Origin of the sequence: Sporolactobacillus spathodeae (genome assembly GCF_016908935.1) — a bacterium.
Lineage (GTDB): Bacteria > Bacillota > Bacilli > Bacillales > Sporolactobacillaceae > Sporolactobacillus > Sporolactobacillus spathodeae.
In genome coordinates, this window is sequence record NZ_JAFBEV010000003.1 from 38039 (window position 1) to 55330 (window position 17292).

15 protein-coding genes are annotated in these 17292 nt (G+C 45.6%); all 15 read left to right on the plus strand.

Features of this window, described 5'->3' with window-relative positions; translation table 11 throughout:
- The first annotated feature begins 11 nt into the window (after positions 1–11).
- The 15 genes from JOC27_RS02020 (at position 12) to JOC27_RS02090 (ending at position 17113) form a co-directional block, all read left to right on the plus strand.
- A complete protein-coding gene (locus JOC27_RS02020; RefSeq protein WP_205005335.1) occupies positions 12–506 on the plus strand; it encodes a chemotaxis protein CheW in 495 nt (164 codons plus the stop codon).
- Positions 490–1104, plus strand: a complete 615-nt coding sequence (locus JOC27_RS02025; protein ID WP_205005336.1) for a chemotaxis protein CheC — start codon at positions 490–492, stop codon at positions 1102–1104. Before JOC27_RS02020 ends, JOC27_RS02025 begins: the two co-directional genes overlap by 17 nt.
- Entirely contained in the window at positions 1101–1580 is a 480-nt protein-coding gene (locus tag JOC27_RS02030) for a chemotaxis protein CheD (protein ID WP_205005337.1), read from the plus strand. The genes JOC27_RS02025 and JOC27_RS02030 overlap by 4 nt, the downstream gene beginning before the upstream one ends.
- Positions 1581–1607: 27 nt before the next feature.
- Positions 1608–2384: a FliA/WhiG family RNA polymerase sigma factor gene (locus JOC27_RS02035; RefSeq protein WP_205005338.1), complete on the plus strand. Its 777-nt coding sequence runs from the start codon at positions 1608–1610 to the stop codon at positions 2382–2384.
- Positions 2385–2400: 16 nt separating this feature from the next.
- Positions 2401–2958: a DUF6115 domain-containing protein gene (locus JOC27_RS02040; RefSeq protein ID WP_205005339.1), complete on the plus strand. Its 558-nt coding sequence runs from the start codon at positions 2401–2403 to the stop codon at positions 2956–2958.
- Positions 2959–3161: 203 nt separating this feature from the next.
- On the plus strand, positions 3162–3917 hold the full coding sequence (rpsB, locus tag JOC27_RS02045; RefSeq protein ID WP_205005340.1) for a 30S ribosomal protein S2: 756 nt from the start codon (positions 3162–3164) through the stop codon (positions 3915–3917).
- 281 nt (positions 3918–4198) lie between these two features.
- A complete protein-coding gene (gene tsf, locus JOC27_RS02050) occupies positions 4199–5083 on the plus strand; it encodes a translation elongation factor Ts (RefSeq protein WP_205005341.1) in 885 nt (294 codons plus the stop codon).
- A gap of 231 nt (positions 5084–5314) precedes the next feature.
- Positions 5315–6040 carry a UMP kinase gene (gene pyrH, locus JOC27_RS02055; RefSeq protein WP_205005342.1) on the plus strand — a complete coding sequence of 242 codons (726 nt, stop codon included), beginning with the start codon at positions 5315–5317 and terminating at the stop codon, positions 6038–6040.
- Between the two features lie 3 nt (positions 6041–6043).
- Positions 6044–6604, plus strand: coding sequence for a ribosome recycling factor (frr, locus tag JOC27_RS02060; protein ID WP_205005343.1), 561 nt, complete (start codon positions 6044–6046; stop codon positions 6602–6604).
- A gap of 84 nt (positions 6605–6688) precedes the next feature.
- Positions 6689–7474 carry an isoprenyl transferase gene (locus JOC27_RS02065; protein WP_205005344.1) on the plus strand — a complete coding sequence of 262 codons (786 nt, stop codon included), beginning with the start codon at positions 6689–6691 and terminating at the stop codon, positions 7472–7474.
- 1 nt (position 7475) lies between these two features.
- Complete coding sequence (locus JOC27_RS02070) at positions 7476–8276, plus strand: phosphatidate cytidylyltransferase (protein ID WP_205005345.1); 801 nt, start codon at positions 7476–7478, stop codon at positions 8274–8276.
- Between the two features lie 15 nt (positions 8277–8291).
- Positions 8292–9449 carry a 1-deoxy-D-xylulose-5-phosphate reductoisomerase gene (gene dxr / locus JOC27_RS02075; protein ID WP_205005346.1) on the plus strand — a complete coding sequence of 386 codons (1158 nt, stop codon included), beginning with the start codon at positions 8292–8294 and terminating at the stop codon, positions 9447–9449.
- Between the two features lie 19 nt (positions 9450–9468).
- On the plus strand, positions 9469–10728 hold the full coding sequence (gene rseP, locus JOC27_RS02080) for an RIP metalloprotease RseP (protein WP_205005347.1): 1260 nt from the start codon (positions 9469–9471) through the stop codon (positions 10726–10728).
- Positions 10729–10847: 119 nt separating this feature from the next.
- Complete coding sequence (locus tag JOC27_RS02085; RefSeq protein WP_205005348.1) at positions 10848–12479, plus strand: proline--tRNA ligase; 1632 nt, start codon at positions 10848–10850, stop codon at positions 12477–12479.
- A gap of 329 nt (positions 12480–12808) precedes the next feature.
- Positions 12809–17113, plus strand: coding sequence for a PolC-type DNA polymerase III (locus JOC27_RS02090; protein ID WP_205005349.1), 4305 nt, complete (start codon positions 12809–12811; stop codon positions 17111–17113).
- Positions 17114–17292 lie beyond the last annotated feature (179 nt).

Here is a 17292-nt window from a genome sequence, read left to right on the forward strand (position 1 = left end):
GAGGGGTCACCATGTCTGAAACGGAAACAAAATTGGAAAAAGTCATTTTATTTACGCTGGGTGCAGATACATATGGGGTACCAATTACCCAAGTGCTTTCAATTGAGCGGATTCAGTCAATTACTCGCGTTCCGAATGCAGATTTCTTTGTTGAAGGGGTTATGAATCTACGCGGTTTCATTATACCAGTGATTAATATCCGCAAACGCTTCTTGATGGATGCATCAGAAGTAACAAAAGAGAGTCGAATTATTATTGTTGTTGTTGACGATCTGAGAGTTGGGCTGCTAGTTGACAGCGCAAAGGAAGTTATCGATATCGACAGGGCAGCTGTGGAAAAAACACCAGAACTCGTTGGCGGTGTTCAGGCGGATTATATTAGCGGCGTTTGCGGCCTGGACGCGGATCATCTGTTAATTCTGCTTGATCTCCACCATGTACTTAGCGGGAAAGATATCGATCAAGTCAGAGGTCTCGGGGAGACTGAAAATGTACGGACCGAATGATTTTGACGAAACCCGTCTTGACTTATTAAAAGAAATCGGGAATATCGGGGCCGGTCACGCGGCAGAGGCTCTTTCCCTGCTTTTACACAAGCGTATTGATATGAAAATACCATCGGTGACGATACTGCCGCTGAATGAACTCATTTCAGCTGAGAATGAAAAACAAGTGGCGGCTTCCTATATTGGCATTGACGGCGATATCAAGGCTTATTTCTTTATGATCTTTGAGAGCCAATCGGCAAAACGACTGATTGATGAACTCGTGCCCGATGGGACAGCCTTTGTGAATGAGTTAGCACAATCTGCTTTTTGCGAAATCGCTAATATTCTTTGCGGATCCTATTTGACCGCTCTCTCATCCTTCCTGAATATTCAGATCACGCAAACGCCACCGGTTTATGCAGCGGACATGGAAGGCGCGATATTGGGCGAAGGTCTTGCTGAACTTTCCTTGTCCAATGATTTTGTCATTCTGATTAACGCTGTTTTATCTGATCGTGCGAGCCAGAGACAATTGAAAGGTGATTTTTACTTCATGCCCGTAGCGGAGTCGCTGGATGCGATCTTCAGATTGACGGAAGGGAAGTCATTTCTGTGATTCACGTCGGCCTGTCTGAGATTAAGTATGCAGAGGCTCCGGAAATACTGAAAAGTATGGGGCTCGGCTCGTGTGTCGGGGTGGTTATTTATCATGAATCCATGCACATTGCCGGCATGGCACATGTCATGTTACCTGATTCAACTCTTGCCCATGCCCAATCCTTTTTGCCTGGCAAATTTGCGGATACAGCTGTTCCAGAACTTGTCGCTTCTTTGACGAGACGCGGCGTTAGTCTTCACGAGTTAAAGGCAAAAATGGCAGGCGGCGCAGAAATGTTCAAATCCACGCGGGTGCTTGCCCTCGATAGTATTGGTAAGCGAAATGCTGAGGCCGTACGCAGCCAGCTCAGCCATTTTCATATTCCAGTGGTAGCTGAAGAAACAGGCAAAGATTTCGGACGCACGATCGAATTTTTGACGGGTACGTGTCAATTGGTTATCCGGGCAATCAGCCAGGGTGAACGCGTCATTTAATGTTACGTTTTTTAGGAGGAATCAGAAATGGCCAAAGCCGAAGCGAACGAGGCAGAATATTGGAATCGTTGGTATGCTTCCCGTGATAAAGAGGCTGCCAATTTCATCCTTCAGCAGTATAGTTCTCTTGTTCACTATCATGTACAACGCATCAGTTCCGGATTGCCGAAAAATGTTGATCGCAGCGATCTGCAAAGTTTCGGCCTGATTGGACTATATGATGCGCTCGAAAAATTTGATCGAGCGCGCGACCTAAAATTTGATACATATGCTTCTTTTCGAGTCCGAGGCGCCATACTGGATGGGTTAAGAAAGCAGGATTGGATGCCGCGTTCCATGCGTGAGAAAAGCAAGAAGATCGAAAAGGCAGCCGAGATCATCGAACAACAAAAAATGCGCGCGGCCACGCTTGAGGAAGTGGCCGAAGCCTGCGGGATGACGATTGAAGAAGTTTCGCAGATCGTTTCTGAAGGGCTATTTTCGAATCTTCTGTCCATTAATGAAACGAGTGGAGAGTCGGGCAGCGAGATTGCTTTGTCCGGAATTGAAGACACAGAAGCAGTCCTTCCAGAGCGCCATTTGGTCGAGCAGGAAGACCATCAAATGCTTGCAAACGAAATTGATAAGTTAGGCGAAAAAGAGCGGTTGGTGGTTTCTCTCTTCTATTTTGATGGCTTGACGTTGACAGAAATCGGACAAGTGCTTGATCTCTCCACTTCACGAATTTCACAAATCCATAGTAAAGCGCTGTTCAAATTAAGACAATTCCTTGGAAAAGGGAAAGCCGGCGAACGCTACAAATGAAAAGCAGGTGAAAAGGTTGGCAACAATTTGGATCGTCCTTAATTTTGTTCTCATCATATTAGCGTTTTACCTTATCTTGCACCTCTATCAAAACATTCGTCTACTTCAAAAGACAAGTACAGAGGAGATTGCTAAAGAAATTGATGCCGTCTTCCATGTCTATATTGAAGATACACGCACTGAAAATGAAAAATTAATTGTTGCATTAAAACAGATGCTTCAGGAGAATCAGACAGCGGCAAAACGGAAGCCGCAAAGGAAAAAAACAAAGACGCTTGACAACACCGCTGAAAAAAAGGCAACTGAGTTGCAACCAGGGTTTAAACAGATGCTTGATCGGGAAATCGGGCAGGCCGACACGGAGCAGACATCAGCTAGAGAAAACGCGCCCATTGCGGCGAACGATTGGTTTCCGCCGATCGATCAAATAAATGATACAGTTGAAGAATCACCAACGCTAAAAGCGATCAAGTTGCAAAAACAGGGCTTGACCCCAGCAGAAATCGCCAAGAAGCTCGGATGCGGCGAAGGCGAAGTTCTGCTCCTATTGAAAATGCAAGAGAAGGGGAACTGAGAGTGAATTTTCCCTGTGTAATGACAATGATCGCCTAATTTGTTGAAATATGCGATGGTTTCTTGTCATTAGTTTTGAAGTATGTTATATTAACTTTTGGTGTCAATCACACACGCAAGCTGATTGGCTGGCAGGTGCTGAGCAATCAGTTGTTTGTCAAGATGAAGCTTGCGGCGGAATTAAAACCATAGGAGGAATTTTTGATGTCAGTTATTTCCATGAAACAGCTCTTGGAATCCGGCGTACATTTCGGTCATCAGACACGCCGCTGGAATCCGAAAATGAAACAATTTATTTTTACCGAAAGAAACGGGATTTACATTATCGATCTGCAGAAAACAGTCAAGAAAGTCGAAGAAGCTTATAACTTCGTTCGAGACATTGCAGCAGATGGTGGGAAAATCCTTTTTGTCGGCACAAAGAAACAAGCTCAAGATTCTGTGAAAGCAGAAGCAGAACGTTCCGGTCAATATTTTGTGAATCAGCGCTGGCTCGGCGGTACGCTGACCAACTTCGAAACGATTCGCAAAAGAATCAAACGCCTCAAAGATATTGAAAAAATGCAGGAAGATGGCACATTCGATGTACTGCCTAAGAAGGAAGTTGTCGGCCTGAAGAAAGAATTGGCTCGACTTGAAAAATTCCTCGGCGGCATCAAAGACATGACGGCTGTTCCGCAGGCTTTGTTTGTCATTGACCCACGTAAAGAAAGAATTGCGATTGCTGAAGCACACAAATTGAATATCCCGATTATCGCGATCGTTGATACAAACTGTGATCCGGATGAAATCGATGTTGTTATTCCGGGTAACGATGATGCTATTCGCGCAGTGAAATTGCTGACAGGAAAAATGGCAGATGCCATTCTCGAAGCAAATCAGGGTGAAGAAACTGAAGAAGTCGCTCCGGAAGCTGCTGCTGAACCGGAAAAAAGCGAAGAACCTGTAAAAGCTGAGTAATCGCTAGAGATAAACAAACAAACGGGTGATAAGGGGAGAAAGCCTTTTATCACTCTTTTTATGAAAAGCTATGTATAAATTTAATGTTGTTTTTCTGACCAAAAGGCAATGTGTGAGACGCATACGGGAACAGCGTACCAACGAAACCCCACGGGCGGTTACTGCCTGTTTGAGGAAGCCCGCGGTCGCGCGTGGCAACGAACACATGGCAATAATCGTTTAAAAACAGCAACAGATAATAAGCCTTATGAAAAAATCGTAACTTGTCAGGAGGATACACAGTGGCAGAAATTAGTGCGAAACTCGTAAAAGAATTACGCGATCAGACAGGCGCCGGCATTATGGATTGCAAGCGCGCGCTGACAGAAGCAGACGGTGACTTGAAAAAAGCAGTCGATGTGCTTCGCGAAAAAGGAATGGCAAAAGCTGCTAAGAAATCAAGCCGTATCGCCGCGGAAGGTTTAGCAGAAATCAAGATCAGCGGCAATAAAGCTGTTGCTCTAGAAGTGAATTCTGAGACAGACTTTGTCGCAAAAAATGCTGAATTCAAACAATTGATTAATACGCTTGCTGATCATATTCTCACACAGGACAGTGCAGAAGTTGCCGAAGTACTGACACAAAAATTAAACGGCACTGATGAGACTGTCGAAGACCATATCACAGCTGCTATCGCCAAAATCGGCGAAAAACTGTCTCTGAGACGCTTTGCTGTTGTTGAAAAATCAGATGATGAAACATTCGGCGCTTATCTGCATATGGGTGGTCGAATCGCTGCTCTTGTTAAAATCACTGGTGACAATGCGGAAGCTGCAAAAGATCTCGCGATGCATGTAGCTGCAATTAAACCGCGTTACATGACGGAAAAGGAAATTCCGGCAGACGTTGTCGCTCATGAAAAAGAAGTGCTGACACAAGAAGCGCTTGGTGAAGGCAAACCGGCAAATATTGTTGAAAAAATGGTCATTGGCCGTCTGAAGAAATTCTTTAAGGACATCTGCATCGTTGATCAGCCATTTGTTAAAGATGGAGATATTACGGTTGCTGAATTCCTAAAGAGCAAGAATGCTGAGATTAAATCGTTTGTACGTTTCGAAGTTGGCGAAGGAATTGAAAAGAAAGAAGAAAATTTTGCAGACGAAGTCAAAGCGCAAATGAAGCAATGATTGGCGCCAATCACGTGTCACTCGGCAGTTAATACTGACAGCCGGTGCGCCTCTGACGATAGCAAGAAACAAAATGGGGCACGGATTGCGTGTCCCATTTTTTTGAAAGATAAGAATGTATCAGATGTTGCACGAGAAGATGACGAGAAATATTGTCACCCTCACGCATCAAAAATGGAAACAAAGATGGTGTGAAACGAAATACAGTTATTCCAGAAAGGAAGATGGATGATGCCGGAAAAGGCGAAATACAAGCGTGTCATTTTGAAATTAAGCGGCGAGGCTCTTGCGGGGAAAAATGGTTATGGTATATCTCCAGAAGTCATTCGCTCGATTACGATGCAGGTTAAAGAAGTCGTTGATTTGCATGTCGAAGTGGCCATTGTTGTTGGCGCGGGCAATATCTGGCGTGGGAAAACCGGTAGCGAAATGGGTATGGATCGGGCACAGGCTGATTATATGGGCATGCTAGCAACCGTTCTTAATGCGCTGGCACTTCAGGATAGTCTTGAAGGACTGGGTGTAGAAACGCGTGTGCAGACTTCGATCGAGATGCGACAGGTCGCTGAGCCTTATATTCGTAGACGCGCCATTCGCCATCTTGAAAAAGGACGTGTCGTTATTTTTGCTGCCGGCACAGGTAATCCGTATTTCTCGACAGATACGACGGCAGCGCTTCGTGCAGCAGAAATCGAAGCTGATGTCATTTTAATGGCAAAGAATAATGTTGATGGCGTTTATTCGGCGGATCCGAAAGTTGATAAAACAGCTAAAAAGTATAAAGAAATTTCTTATCTAAAAGTATTGAACGAAGGACTGCAGGTTATGGATTCAACGGCGTCCTCGCTAAGCATGGATAATGATATTCCGCTGGTCGTTTTTTCACTTTGCGAAGAAGGTAACATCAGGCGAGCCGTACTTGGTGAAAATATTGGCACAGTCGTAAAGGGGAGATAACTGATGTCGGTAAATGAAGTATTAAGCGAAGCACGTTTAAAAATGGAGAAATCCGTTGCTGCATATCAGCGGGAATTGGTCACCATACGCGCCGGACGGGCAAACCCGTCAATTCTGAATAAAGTTACAGCAGAATATTATGGCGCGGAAACACCGATAAAACAATTAGCATCGATTACTGCGCCAGAGGCACGTCTTTTGCTCATACAGCCTTATGATCGGAGCGCGCTTGCCAATATTGAACGCGGTATTCTAAAATCCGATCTTGGGATTACGCCGACTAATGATGGAACGGTGATTCGGATTGCCATCCCACCGCTGACTGAAGAGAGGCGCACGGAGCTGGTTAAAGTGATACGAAAAATCTCTGAAGAAGCGAAAATCGCTGTGCGCAATGTTCGCCGCGAAGCGAATGAACAGATTAAGAAACAGGAAAAAAGTAATGAATTGACCAAAGATGACGTGCGCGCCGCTGAAGACGATGTACAGAAATTGACCGATGAAACGATTAAGAAAATCGATAAGATTTCCTCTGATAAAGAAAAGGAAATTATGGATATCTAAAGCAACGAAGCCGGATGTTCGGATTCCGCCGTTTTTCAAGAACAGCGTGTTCGGGCCCGGCTTGTTTGTATTGGAGGAAAACGGATGTTTGGTAAATTTTCCTTGAACAAAAAAGGAAACTCAGAGCTGCCCGCGGTAAACCCTTCTGAATTGAGCCGGATACCGGAACACGTGGCAATTATCATGGATGGAAACGGCAGATGGGCCCAGCGTCGTGGATTGCCGCGGATTGCCGGCCACAGGGAAGCGATGAAAACTGTCAAACGAATCACGGCAGAGGCACAGCATCTCGGTGTCAAGGTGCTGACGCTTTATACGTTCTCCACTGAAAATTGGAAACGTCCCAAAGCAGAAGTAGATTTCCTGATGAAATTGCCGGAACAATTTCTCCATTCCTACCTCGTTGAGCTTAAAAAAAATAATGTTCAGGTTCAAGTCATGGGAGATCTGTCGATTATTCCTGAACATACATTATTAGCCGTAAACCAGGCTATTTCGGAGACGAAAAACAATAGTGGGCTTATTCTTAATTTCGCGCTGAATTACGGAAGTTATGCGGAATTAACACAAGCGATCAAAAGGATAGCACAGGACGTGTTGGATAGAAAGCTAGCCATTGATGCCATTGATGTGCAGGCAGTATCTGCTCGGCTCTTGAATCCAGAACTTCCGGCCCCTGATTTACTGATTCGTACTGGCGGCGAACTTCGGCTCAGTAATTTCATGCTTTGGCAGCTCGCTTATACTGAACTTTATTTTACAGATGTGTATTGGCCGGACTTTGCTGAAGAAGATCTCCGCCAGGCGATTCACTCGTTTTCCGAACGTCAACGTCGTTATGGCGGTTTAAATGGCGGGGGGACAAAGTAAAATGAAACAACGGATTATCACCGGCGTTTTCGCAGGCGCTGTTTATCTTTTTCTACTTTGGCTTGGATCGCTGCCTTTTGCCTTATTTACGGCGCTTATCGCGGTGATCAGCTTCTTGGAGCTGGCAGCCATGAAAAAGTTGCGACGCACTTCAACGGTAATTATCATTGCATCTGTGTTTGTCGGTCTGATTGTGATCGGAGCGGTTTTTGAAACGACTTCTTCCTTATCTGCTCCATCCTATTTTATCAGGCTGCTCGTTGGGCTCAGCTTGGTCCTTCTATCAGCTACAGTCCTTTCAAAGAATCGATTTCAATTTGAACAAGCTTCTTATGTACTCTTTGCTGTATTCTATATTGGCTTTTCTTTTTATTTGCTTGTTCATCTGCGTTATCAAAGCCTCCCACTGCTGCTGTTCGTACAGATTATTATTTGGGCGACGGACAGCGGTGCCTATTTTGTCGGGAGAAAGTGGGGCAGGCATAAACTGGCCCAGCATATCAGTCCGAATAAAACAATTGAAGGATCGGCCGGTGGGATTCTCTGCGCAATCCTATGTGCAATCATTTTTCAGTCGATTCTCCAGACAGCGCTGTTTCCATCGTGGGTCTTTTTGCTCGTAATCAGCCTATTGATAGCTATTGCGGGCCAATTAGGCGATTTGGCGGAATCAGCGGTCAAACGCTATTTTATGGTGAAAGATTCAGGCGCCATTCTTCCCGGGCATGGCGGATTATTTGATCGGTTCGATAGTCTTATCTTTGTCCTGCCGCTGCTTTTTTTGCTCGGCGTTATTGATTGATCGGAGGAAATCAAATTGAAGACGATAAGTTTACTCGGCGCAACAGGTTCTGTTGGGATGCAGACGTTGCAGGTCGTACGCGAACACCCCGATCTTTTCTCAATCGAAGCGTTCGCTTTCGGTACAAATATAGCCAAAGCGCTTCCCCTGATCCGCGAATTCAAGCCATCACTAGTCGCTGTGAAAGATCAGACGACAGCTGGAAAAATTGACTTTGAACTTGGCGGCAGCGTGAAAATCGTCAGCGGGCTGCAAGGGATGATTGAAGCGGCAACCTGGGAGAAAAGCGAGGTATTGGTCAATGCCGTTTTGGGAAGCATCGGGCTGGAACCAACACTTGCGGCAATCGAAGCTGGAAAAACGATTGGTCTCGCGAACAAAGAAACACTTGTTACTGCCGGGCATTTAGTGATTGGACAGGCCAAACGTTACGGAACAGCGATTCTTCCAATTGACAGCGAGCATTCTGCAATTTTTCAATCGATGCAAGGGCAAGATCGAAGTAAGGTGACTCGATTGATTCTGACTGCCTCTGGCGGCAGTTTTCGCGATAAGACGAGAGAAGAACTGAAAAATGTAACCGTTCGCCAGGCACTGGCTCATCCGAATTGGTCAATGGGTGCGAAAATTACAGTCGATTCCGCGACACTTATGAATAAGGGACTTGAAGTGATCGAGGCACATTGGCTTTTCAATATGCCTTTTGACAAGATTGACACTTTGATTCATCGTGAGAGTATTGTTCATTCTCTTGTTGAATATGCTGATCACAGTCAAATTGCTCAGCTTGGTGAACCTAGCATGCTTGTTCCGATTCAATATGCGCTGACCTACCCCAAGAGACTTGAACTGAAGCAGACAAAGCGTTTAAACTTATGGGAAATAGGAACGCTTCATTTTCAAAAAGTGGACAACACGCGTTTTCCATGTATCGGACTGGCCTATTCAGCTGGCAGAGCAGGTGGTTCATACCCAACGGTGCTAAACGCGGCTAACGAGGCGGCCGTTCATGCTTTTTTGCAAGGAGAGATTCATTTTCTTGACATTGAATCTTTAGTGCAGGCAGCATTGGATGCCCATCAAGGCATTGAAACACCTGACTTGGCTGCGATCAAGGAAACCGATCGCAGAGCAAGAGAATTTGTAACAGGAAAAGTTATGCATCATAAATGAGGCAGAGGTGACGTTTATCTTGGAAACATTAATTGTCGTTGTGATAATCTTCGGCTTGCTTGTTTCGATTCATGAATTCGGACATCTTGTTGTAGCCAAACGTTCGGGTATCCTGTGTCGCGAATATGCGATTGGCTTTGGGCCAAAGCTTTTCGCCGTTAAAAAGGGCGAGACGGTTTATACACTCCGACTGCTGCCAATCGGCGGTTATGTGCGAATGGCAGGGGAAGACCCGGAAATCGTTGACGTGAAGCCAGGACAGAGCATCGGCGTTTTTTTTGATCGCTCAGGCAAGGTAAACCGCCTCGTTATTGATCATCTCGAGAGCTATCCGGACGCGCGTTTTATGACTGTTGAGCATTGCGATTTGGAAAGAGAGCTCGTTGTTACGGGTTATGAAGAAGAAGATGGACCGCTGGTACGCTACTCGGTTGATCATGAAGCGACTTATGTTTCGGACCACCAGGATTTTCAAATAGCGCCGATTGATCGGCAGTTTTCATCAAAATCGCTACCGAAGCGCTTTTTGACGATCTTCGCTGGCCCGTTTATGAATCTCGTGCTCGCTGTTGTTATCTTTATCATTTATTTCAATATTGCCGGTATTCCATCTGATGCACCACAGCTCGGCAAACTCATTGCTGGTTATCCGGCAGAACAGGCTGGACTTCATTCAGGCGACCAAGTGTTGCGGCTGAATGGGACGAAAATGGATAGCTGGACGGCTATCACTAAATATATAGAACCACGCCCGAAACAGAAAATCACTTTTCAAATCCGCCGTGACGGACACGTGAAATCCATAGATCTTGTGACACGGACACGAACGGGGAATGGTCAGACAATTGGTGTGATTGGCGTCTACCAGCCCAATTATTATTCGTTACCGGATTCATTGAAGATGAGTGTGTCACAGACTTTTTTCTGGATTAAAATGGAACTTCAGGGACTCGGAAAACTTGTTTCCGGCGGATTCAATTTGAATCAGTTATCCGGCCCGGTCGGCATCTATCATGCGACTGGAGAAGTCGTTGCTCAGGGACTGATTCTTGTCTTGAACTGGACAGCCTTCCTTAGCATCAATCTTGCCGTGATCAACCTGCTGCCGTTGCCTGCGCTCGATGGCGGACGCTTGTTTTTCTTGATTGTTGAAGCACTGCGTGGCAAACCGGTTGAACCGCAAAAAGAAGCGTTCGTTCATTTTGTCGGTTTTGCCTTGTTGATGGTGCTGATGCTACTCGTGACGTGGAACGACATTCAACATCTTTTTAATCCTTAACTTTGTTTCGGACGTCTAGCAAGTTCTGGGGACGCTCGTGGCGAATACAGCATGGGTACAGCGGATGCAAAATTTTAAAGGAACTCTTGTATTGATTCTTTTTGATTGAGGTGCGACTAATGAAACAGAGCCAAATGTTTATACCGACTTTGAAAGAAACTCCGGCTGACGCGGAATCTGCCAGTCATCAATTTCTGCTTCGTGGCGGCTATATCCGCCAGAATGCGGCGGGTATTTACTCTTACCTGCCACTTGGCTATAAAATTATTAAAAAAATCGAAACAATTATTCGTGAAGAGATGGATCGTACAGGTGCTCAGGAATTGCTGATGCCGGCGATGCAACCTGCGGAACTATGGCATGAGTCGGGGCGTTGGGATGTTTACGGACCGGAATTAATGCGATTAAAAGATCGCCATGGTCGTGAATTTGCAATGGGAGCAACTGGTGAGGAATTAATCACCAGCCTTGTTCGTGATACGTTGAATACGTATAAGAAATTGCCGACAACACTCTACCAGATTCAAACGAAATACCGCGATGAAAAAAGGCCGCGATTCGGTCTCTTGCGCGGTCGTGAATTCATCATGAAAGATGCTTACTCTTTTCATGCGGAAACAGATACGCTGGATGATGTTTATTGGGCGATGTATCACGCTTATCAGCGTGTTTTTGAACGTTGCGGCTTGAAATTTCGTGCTGTGTTGGCTGACTCTGGGGCTATCGGCGGCAAAGATACGCACGAGTTCCAAGCGCTTGCGGCAATCGGCGAAGATACGATTGCGTATTCCGATGGCTCGGATTACGCCGCAAATCTCGAAATGGCTGAAGTGATCGATGTACCGAAGGAGAAACCAGTCGGACAGCCGCTTAAGAAAATCGCAGGGAATAGCGGAACAGAATCACTTGCCGTGCACTGGTTCAAAACACGTGAGGCAACCCTTGCTGTTTTCCTCCGTGCGGAAGATGAAGTTAATGATGTCAAGGTGAAAAACTATCTCGGCGCTGATATGATCGAAGCGTTAACAGATGAAAAACTGGATGCCGTTCATCCGTTAGCTGGCGTCCGGGTTCTTGCGGATAACGCGCTGAAAGCAATTGCTGACGGCGTCTTCTACAATAAGGCAGAAGAGACAACTTACGCCGAGCTCGATCCGTCACGCGACTTGCCAATCGAAGCTTTTGCAGATTTCCGTTTTATTAAAGAAGGCGATCCGTCTCCGGACGGCAAGGGAACCATTCGTTTTGCCAAGGGGATAGAAATTGGTCAAATTTTCAAACTCGGCACAAAATATTCAGAGGCCATGGGCGCTTATTTTCTTGACGACGCGGGCAAAAGCAAACCGCTGATTATGGGTTGCTATGGCATCGGTATTTCACGCACGCTGTCTGCTGTCTGCGAACAATACCATGATCAGAATGGTTTGATTTGGCCGAAAGATTTGGCGCCGTTTACCGTGCATCTGATTACAATGAATATGAAAAATGAGGCGCAAAAACAGTTATCCGCAGAACTCTATCAAAGTCTCCTTGAAAAAGGATATGATGTGCTCTGGGATGATCGCAAGGAACGACCTGGCGTGAAATTTGCCGATAGTGAATTGATCGGTTCGCCAGTGCAGCTGGTTGTCGGCAAAAAAGCGGATGAAGGAATCATTGAAATCAGCCGCAGGTCAGACAGTGAGCGGAAAGAATGTGCGGTTCATAACTTGCTTGAGCAGGTTAATGCTTTGCTTCAAACGTCTCATTAATTTTTCAAAGTAATTTTTCTTGAAACCAAAGCGGCTATCTCTGCCGTTAATGAATCGGAGAAAAAAGGGCGCACGTAGAAAGCGTCCTTTTCCTTTTTTAAAATCGATTCACTGATGCTTTGCCGACTAGTCAAGCCGTATATTTTTTAGTACGATTAAGATAAAACATTGAAGAATCATTTGTATTGATCCGACTCAAATAAAAAGAAACTGTCGTCGGTCAAGTTCTTAGGACGCGCGGAACATTCATTTCTTGAAAAGTTATTTTACTGAAATCTTTACAATCAAGCGTTAAACAGAGAACAGATGAGGGGAGTGCGAGAGAACTAATGGTTGAAGAAAGTGCCAAAGCGTCGCGCTGGCAGATTCTGATGGAGCAATTGGAAGTGCCTGAAGAATGGCGTCGGCTCTATTTCATGGACGGGGAAATTGATAAGCTGTCGGTTTACCGTCAAGAGAAACGCTGGCATTTTGATTTGATGATGCAGAGCATTCTACCAGCAGATGTTCTTGATTGGCTCAAAAGCCGGATGAATGAAAAATTTCATGCCATTGTACCCGAGGTGACTGTCGCGGTTCAAGCCCGTGATCATCAGACACAAGATGAGCGGTTCAGTGAGTACTGGCCGGGTCTGCGAACAGTGCTCGCGACACAATTTCCTGCGTTAAAGGCGGTACTTGCCGATCAACAGCCTGTCGTTCGTGAGAATCAGCTACTGATCAGCGCGACAAATGATGCTGAAGCAGGGCTGGTAAAACGGAAGCTGCCTCATGTGATTAACGATTTCCTGCGTCCAGCTGGTTTTAGCCCGCTTGTGCTCTCGGTCAAGATTAATACGGAAGAGAAATCAAAGGCTTACGACAGCTTTATCAAACAAAGAGAGCAGGAAGATCAGCAGAAAGTGCTGCAGGCTGTTGCCGAAAGAGAGACAGCACGCCAGGAAGCATCAGCTACTGAAGCAAATGAACCGTTTAAATTTGGTTATGCCATTCAAGATGAGCCGGTTTCAATCACTACGATCCAAGATGAAGAGCGACGAATGACAATCGAGGGTTATGTCTTTGACTCGGAAACACGTGAACTTCGTAGCGGACGTACCTTGCTTTTGTTTAAACTAACCGACTACACAGATTCCCTGGCTGTTAAAGTGTTTTCTCGCGACAAGGAAGATGCGGCGCGTTTTGCCGACTTTCACAAGGGCATTTGGGTGAAGGTACGTGGCGGTGTGCAGAATGACAGTTTTATGCGCGATCTTGTGATGATTGCAAACGATATCGAGGAAATTGCGCCGCATAAGAAGATGGATACAGCTCCTGACGGAGAGAAACGAGTCGAATTACACGCTCATACTGTAATGAGTCAAATGGATGCTGTAGTGACTGCTTCAGCTTTGATCAAAAGGGCGAAACAATGGGGACATCCGGCGATCGCTATAACCGATCATGGTGTCGCCCAATCCTATCCTGAGGCATATTCAGCTGGGCAGAAAAACGGTATTAAGGTCATTTATGGTGTGGAAGCGAACCTTATTGATGATGGGGTACCGATTGCTTATAATCTGGCGCATCGCTCGCTTGACGAGGCGACTTATGTTGTGTTTGACGTCGAGACAACTGGTTTATCGGCCGTCTATGATACGATTATTGAGCTGGCGGCTGTTAAAATCAAGAATGGCGAAGTGTTGGAAAAATTTGATAAATTTGCGAATCCGCATCATCCGTTGCCTGAGAAAATTATTGAATTGACTAGTATAACCGATGAGATGTTAAAAGACGCACCTGACGCCAGTGTGGTTGTCGAAGCATTTAGATCATTTGCTGGCGATGCGATTCTTGTTGCACATAATGCGACTTTCGATATGGGTTTTTTAAACACGGCTTACAAGAAGCTAGGCTTTGAGGACGCTGATAACCCATGGATGGATACTCTAGAACTCGGACGCTTTCTCTATCCGGATTTTAAAAACCATAAATTGGACACGCTCTGTAAGGCGTTCAATATCGAATTGACCCATCATCACCGAGCGATTTATGATACAGAAGCGACTGGATATCTGGCATGGAAAATGATAAAGGATGCGGCAGACAAGGGCATGCTTTATCACGATCAGCTGAATGATGAACTTGGTAAGGGGAATCTAGATCGCATTCGTCCATCACATATTATTCTGCTTGTGAAAAACCAGACCGGATTGAAGAATCTGTACAAACTGATTACATTATCTCATGTACAATATTTCTTCCGTGTGCCACGGATTCCGCGTTCGCTCCTGACGAAATATAGAGAGGGACTTATCGTTGGATCGGGCTGCGACAAAGGTGAATTATTCGAAACAATGATGCAAAAGTCAGCGGAGGCAGCCGAAAAAGTTGCAGCTTTCTACGACTATATTGAGATCCAACCGCCGTCCAATTACGCCCATCTTGTGGAAAGAGGGATTGTGCGCGATGAACTGGCGCTTAAAGATGTGATGCAGAAGCTCGTGGCGCTTGGTGAAAAGCTCGATAAACCAGTTGTCGCAACGGGTGACGTGCATTATCTTGATGAGCATGACAAGATATACCGGAAAATTTTAATTGGTTCACAGGCAGGTAATCCACTCAACCGTCAGGTGCAGCCAGATGTCCATTTTCGAACGACCGACGAGATGCTTGATGCGATGCGCTTTCTCGGCGAGGAGCAAGCGAAGAAAGTTGTATCCTTTAATCCGCAGGCGATTGCCGACTCGATCGAAGACGTGCTGCCAGTAAAAGATAAGCTGTATACACCAACGATAGATGGGGCAGAAGAAGAAGTTCGCGATAAAACGAATGCGCGGGCGCACGCATTGTATGGTGAAAATTTGCCGGAGCTTGTTGAAAAAAGGCTCGATAAAGAATTGAAGAGTATTATCGGTCACGGGTTCTCAGTCATTTATCTGATCGCGCATAAATTGGTGAAAAAGTCGCTTTCTGACGGCTATCTTGTTGGCTCTCGAGGGTCGGTTGGCTCTTCACTTGTCGCGACGATGCTTGAAATCACAGAAGTCAATCCACTGCCACCGCATTACCTCTGCCCAGAGTGTCATCACGTTGAATTCTTTACTGATGGTTCAGTTGCCTGCGGTTTCGACTTGCCGGATAAAGCGTGCCCGGAATGTAGCACAATGATGAAAAAAGAGGGTCATGATATTCCCTTTGAAACGTTCCTTGGTTTTAAAGGGGACAAAGTTCCCGATATCGATTTGAATTTTTCTGGCGATTATCAACCCGTTGCGCATAACTACACAAAAGTTCTTTTTGGTGAGGACAAGGTCTATCGGGCAGGAACGATTGGCACAATTGCCGATAAAACAGCTTACGGCTATGTTAAAGGCTATGAAGAGGATACGGGCAGCCATTTCCGTGCGGCGGAACGCGATCGACTGGCTGCCGGTTGCACTGGAGCGAAACGGACAACCGGGCAGCATCCAGGCGGCATTGTCGTTGTGCCCCGTGATATGGAAATCTATGATTTCACACCGGTTCAATATCCGGCTGATGATAAAACTGCTGAATGGCGAACGACCCATTTCGACTTCCATTCGATTCACGACAATATCTTGAAGCTTGATATTCTAGGCCATGACGATCCAACCGTTATTCGCATGCTTCAAGATTTAAGCGGGATTGATCCAAAAACAATTCCGGTTGACGACAAGGAAGTCATGAAAATATTCAGTACCACCGAGTCGCTTGGCGTGACACCTGAGCAAATTCGCTGCAAGGTCGGCACACTCGGGATCCCTGAATTTGGTACCCGTTTTGTTCGCCAAATGCTGGAAGATACGAAGCCAACTTCTTTTGCCGAACTGGTTCAAATATCTGGACTGTCGCATGGAACCGATGTATGGCTCGGTAATGCGCAAACCTTGATTAATGATGGCACCTGTGTGCTAAGGGATGTGATCTCCTGCCGTGACGACATCATGATCGATTTGATGCACAAAGGGCTTGAGCCGTCACATGCGTTTAAGATCATGGAATCGGTCCGCAAAGGCAAAGGGCTTATTGATGACTGGATAGCTGAAATGAAGGAAAACAATGTGCCGAAATGGTATATGGAATCCTGCCTCAAGATTAAATATATGTTCCCGAAAGCGCACGCAACCGCTTATGTCTTGATGGCGTTCCGAATTTCTTATTTCAAAGTGCATTACCCGGTTTTATTCTATGCAACCTATTTCAGTGTGCGTGCGGATGATTTTGATGTCGATGTCATGCGGCACGGATCAAAAGCAATTGTCGCTAAGCTGGAAGAGATCGAAAGAAAAGGCAATGACGCGCTACCAAAAGAAAAAAGCCTTTTAACTGTTCTTGAGGTCGCATTGGAAATGTGTGAACGCGGCTTATCTTTTCAAGGCGTTGACCTCTACCGATCGGATGCAACCCGCTTTCTCGTCGATGGCGATTCATTAATTCCGCCGTTTAATGCTATTCCCGGCGTTGGAACGAACGCGGCTAAGGCAATTGCCAAAGCACGTGAGGAAGGCGAATTTCTCTCGAAAGAGGATCTTCAAAAACGCGCCAAAGTATCAAAAACGATCATGGAATATCTTGAAGGCCAAGGTTGCCTCGAAGGCATGCCGGATGCGAATCAATTATCTCTGTTTTAGTTGATAGTTGAGCGTGATAAAGATTAAGAACAGGTAACACATGCTGCATCATTAATCGCAAAAAGGTTCGTTTCTCGCGATTGTTGCCTGTTTGCAACGGGTATGATATAGTGTTTATGGAAATACTGGAAATAGTTCGTGAGAAAGAGTGGGAATTTCCCGCTCTTTTGTTTTCGAAG

Bases quoted from the DNA above. Each gene is read 5' to 3' on its own strand.
- JOC27_RS02020 (WP_205005335.1), top strand. From the start codon at position 12: ATGTCTGAAACGGAAACAAAATTGGAAAAAGTCATTTTATTTACGCTG.
- JOC27_RS02025 (WP_205005336.1), top strand. From the start codon at position 490: ATGTACGGACCGAATGATTTTGACGAAACCCGTCTTGACTTATTAAAA.
- JOC27_RS02035 (WP_205005338.1), top strand. From the start codon at position 1,608: ATGGCCAAAGCCGAAGCGAACGAGGCAGAATATTGGAATCGTTGGTAT.
- rpsB (WP_205005340.1), top strand. From the start codon at position 3,162: ATGTCAGTTATTTCCATGAAACAGCTCTTGGAATCCGGCGTACATTTC.
- pyrH (WP_205005342.1), top strand. From the start codon at position 5,315: ATGCCGGAAAAGGCGAAATACAAGCGTGTCATTTTGAAATTAAGCGGC.
- frr (WP_205005343.1), top strand. From the start codon at position 6,044: ATGTCGGTAAATGAAGTATTAAGCGAAGCACGTTTAAAAATGGAGAAA.
- JOC27_RS02065 (WP_205005344.1), top strand. From the start codon at position 6,689: ATGTTTGGTAAATTTTCCTTGAACAAAAAAGGAAACTCAGAGCTGCCC.
- JOC27_RS02070 (WP_205005345.1), top strand. From the start codon at position 7,476: ATGAAACAACGGATTATCACCGGCGTTTTCGCAGGCGCTGTTTATCTT.
- JOC27_RS02085 (WP_205005348.1), top strand. From the start codon at position 10,848: ATGAAACAGAGCCAAATGTTTATACCGACTTTGAAAGAAACTCCGGCT.
- JOC27_RS02090 (WP_205005349.1), top strand. From the start codon at position 12,809: ATGGTTGAAGAAAGTGCCAAAGCGTCGCGCTGGCAGATTCTGATGGAG.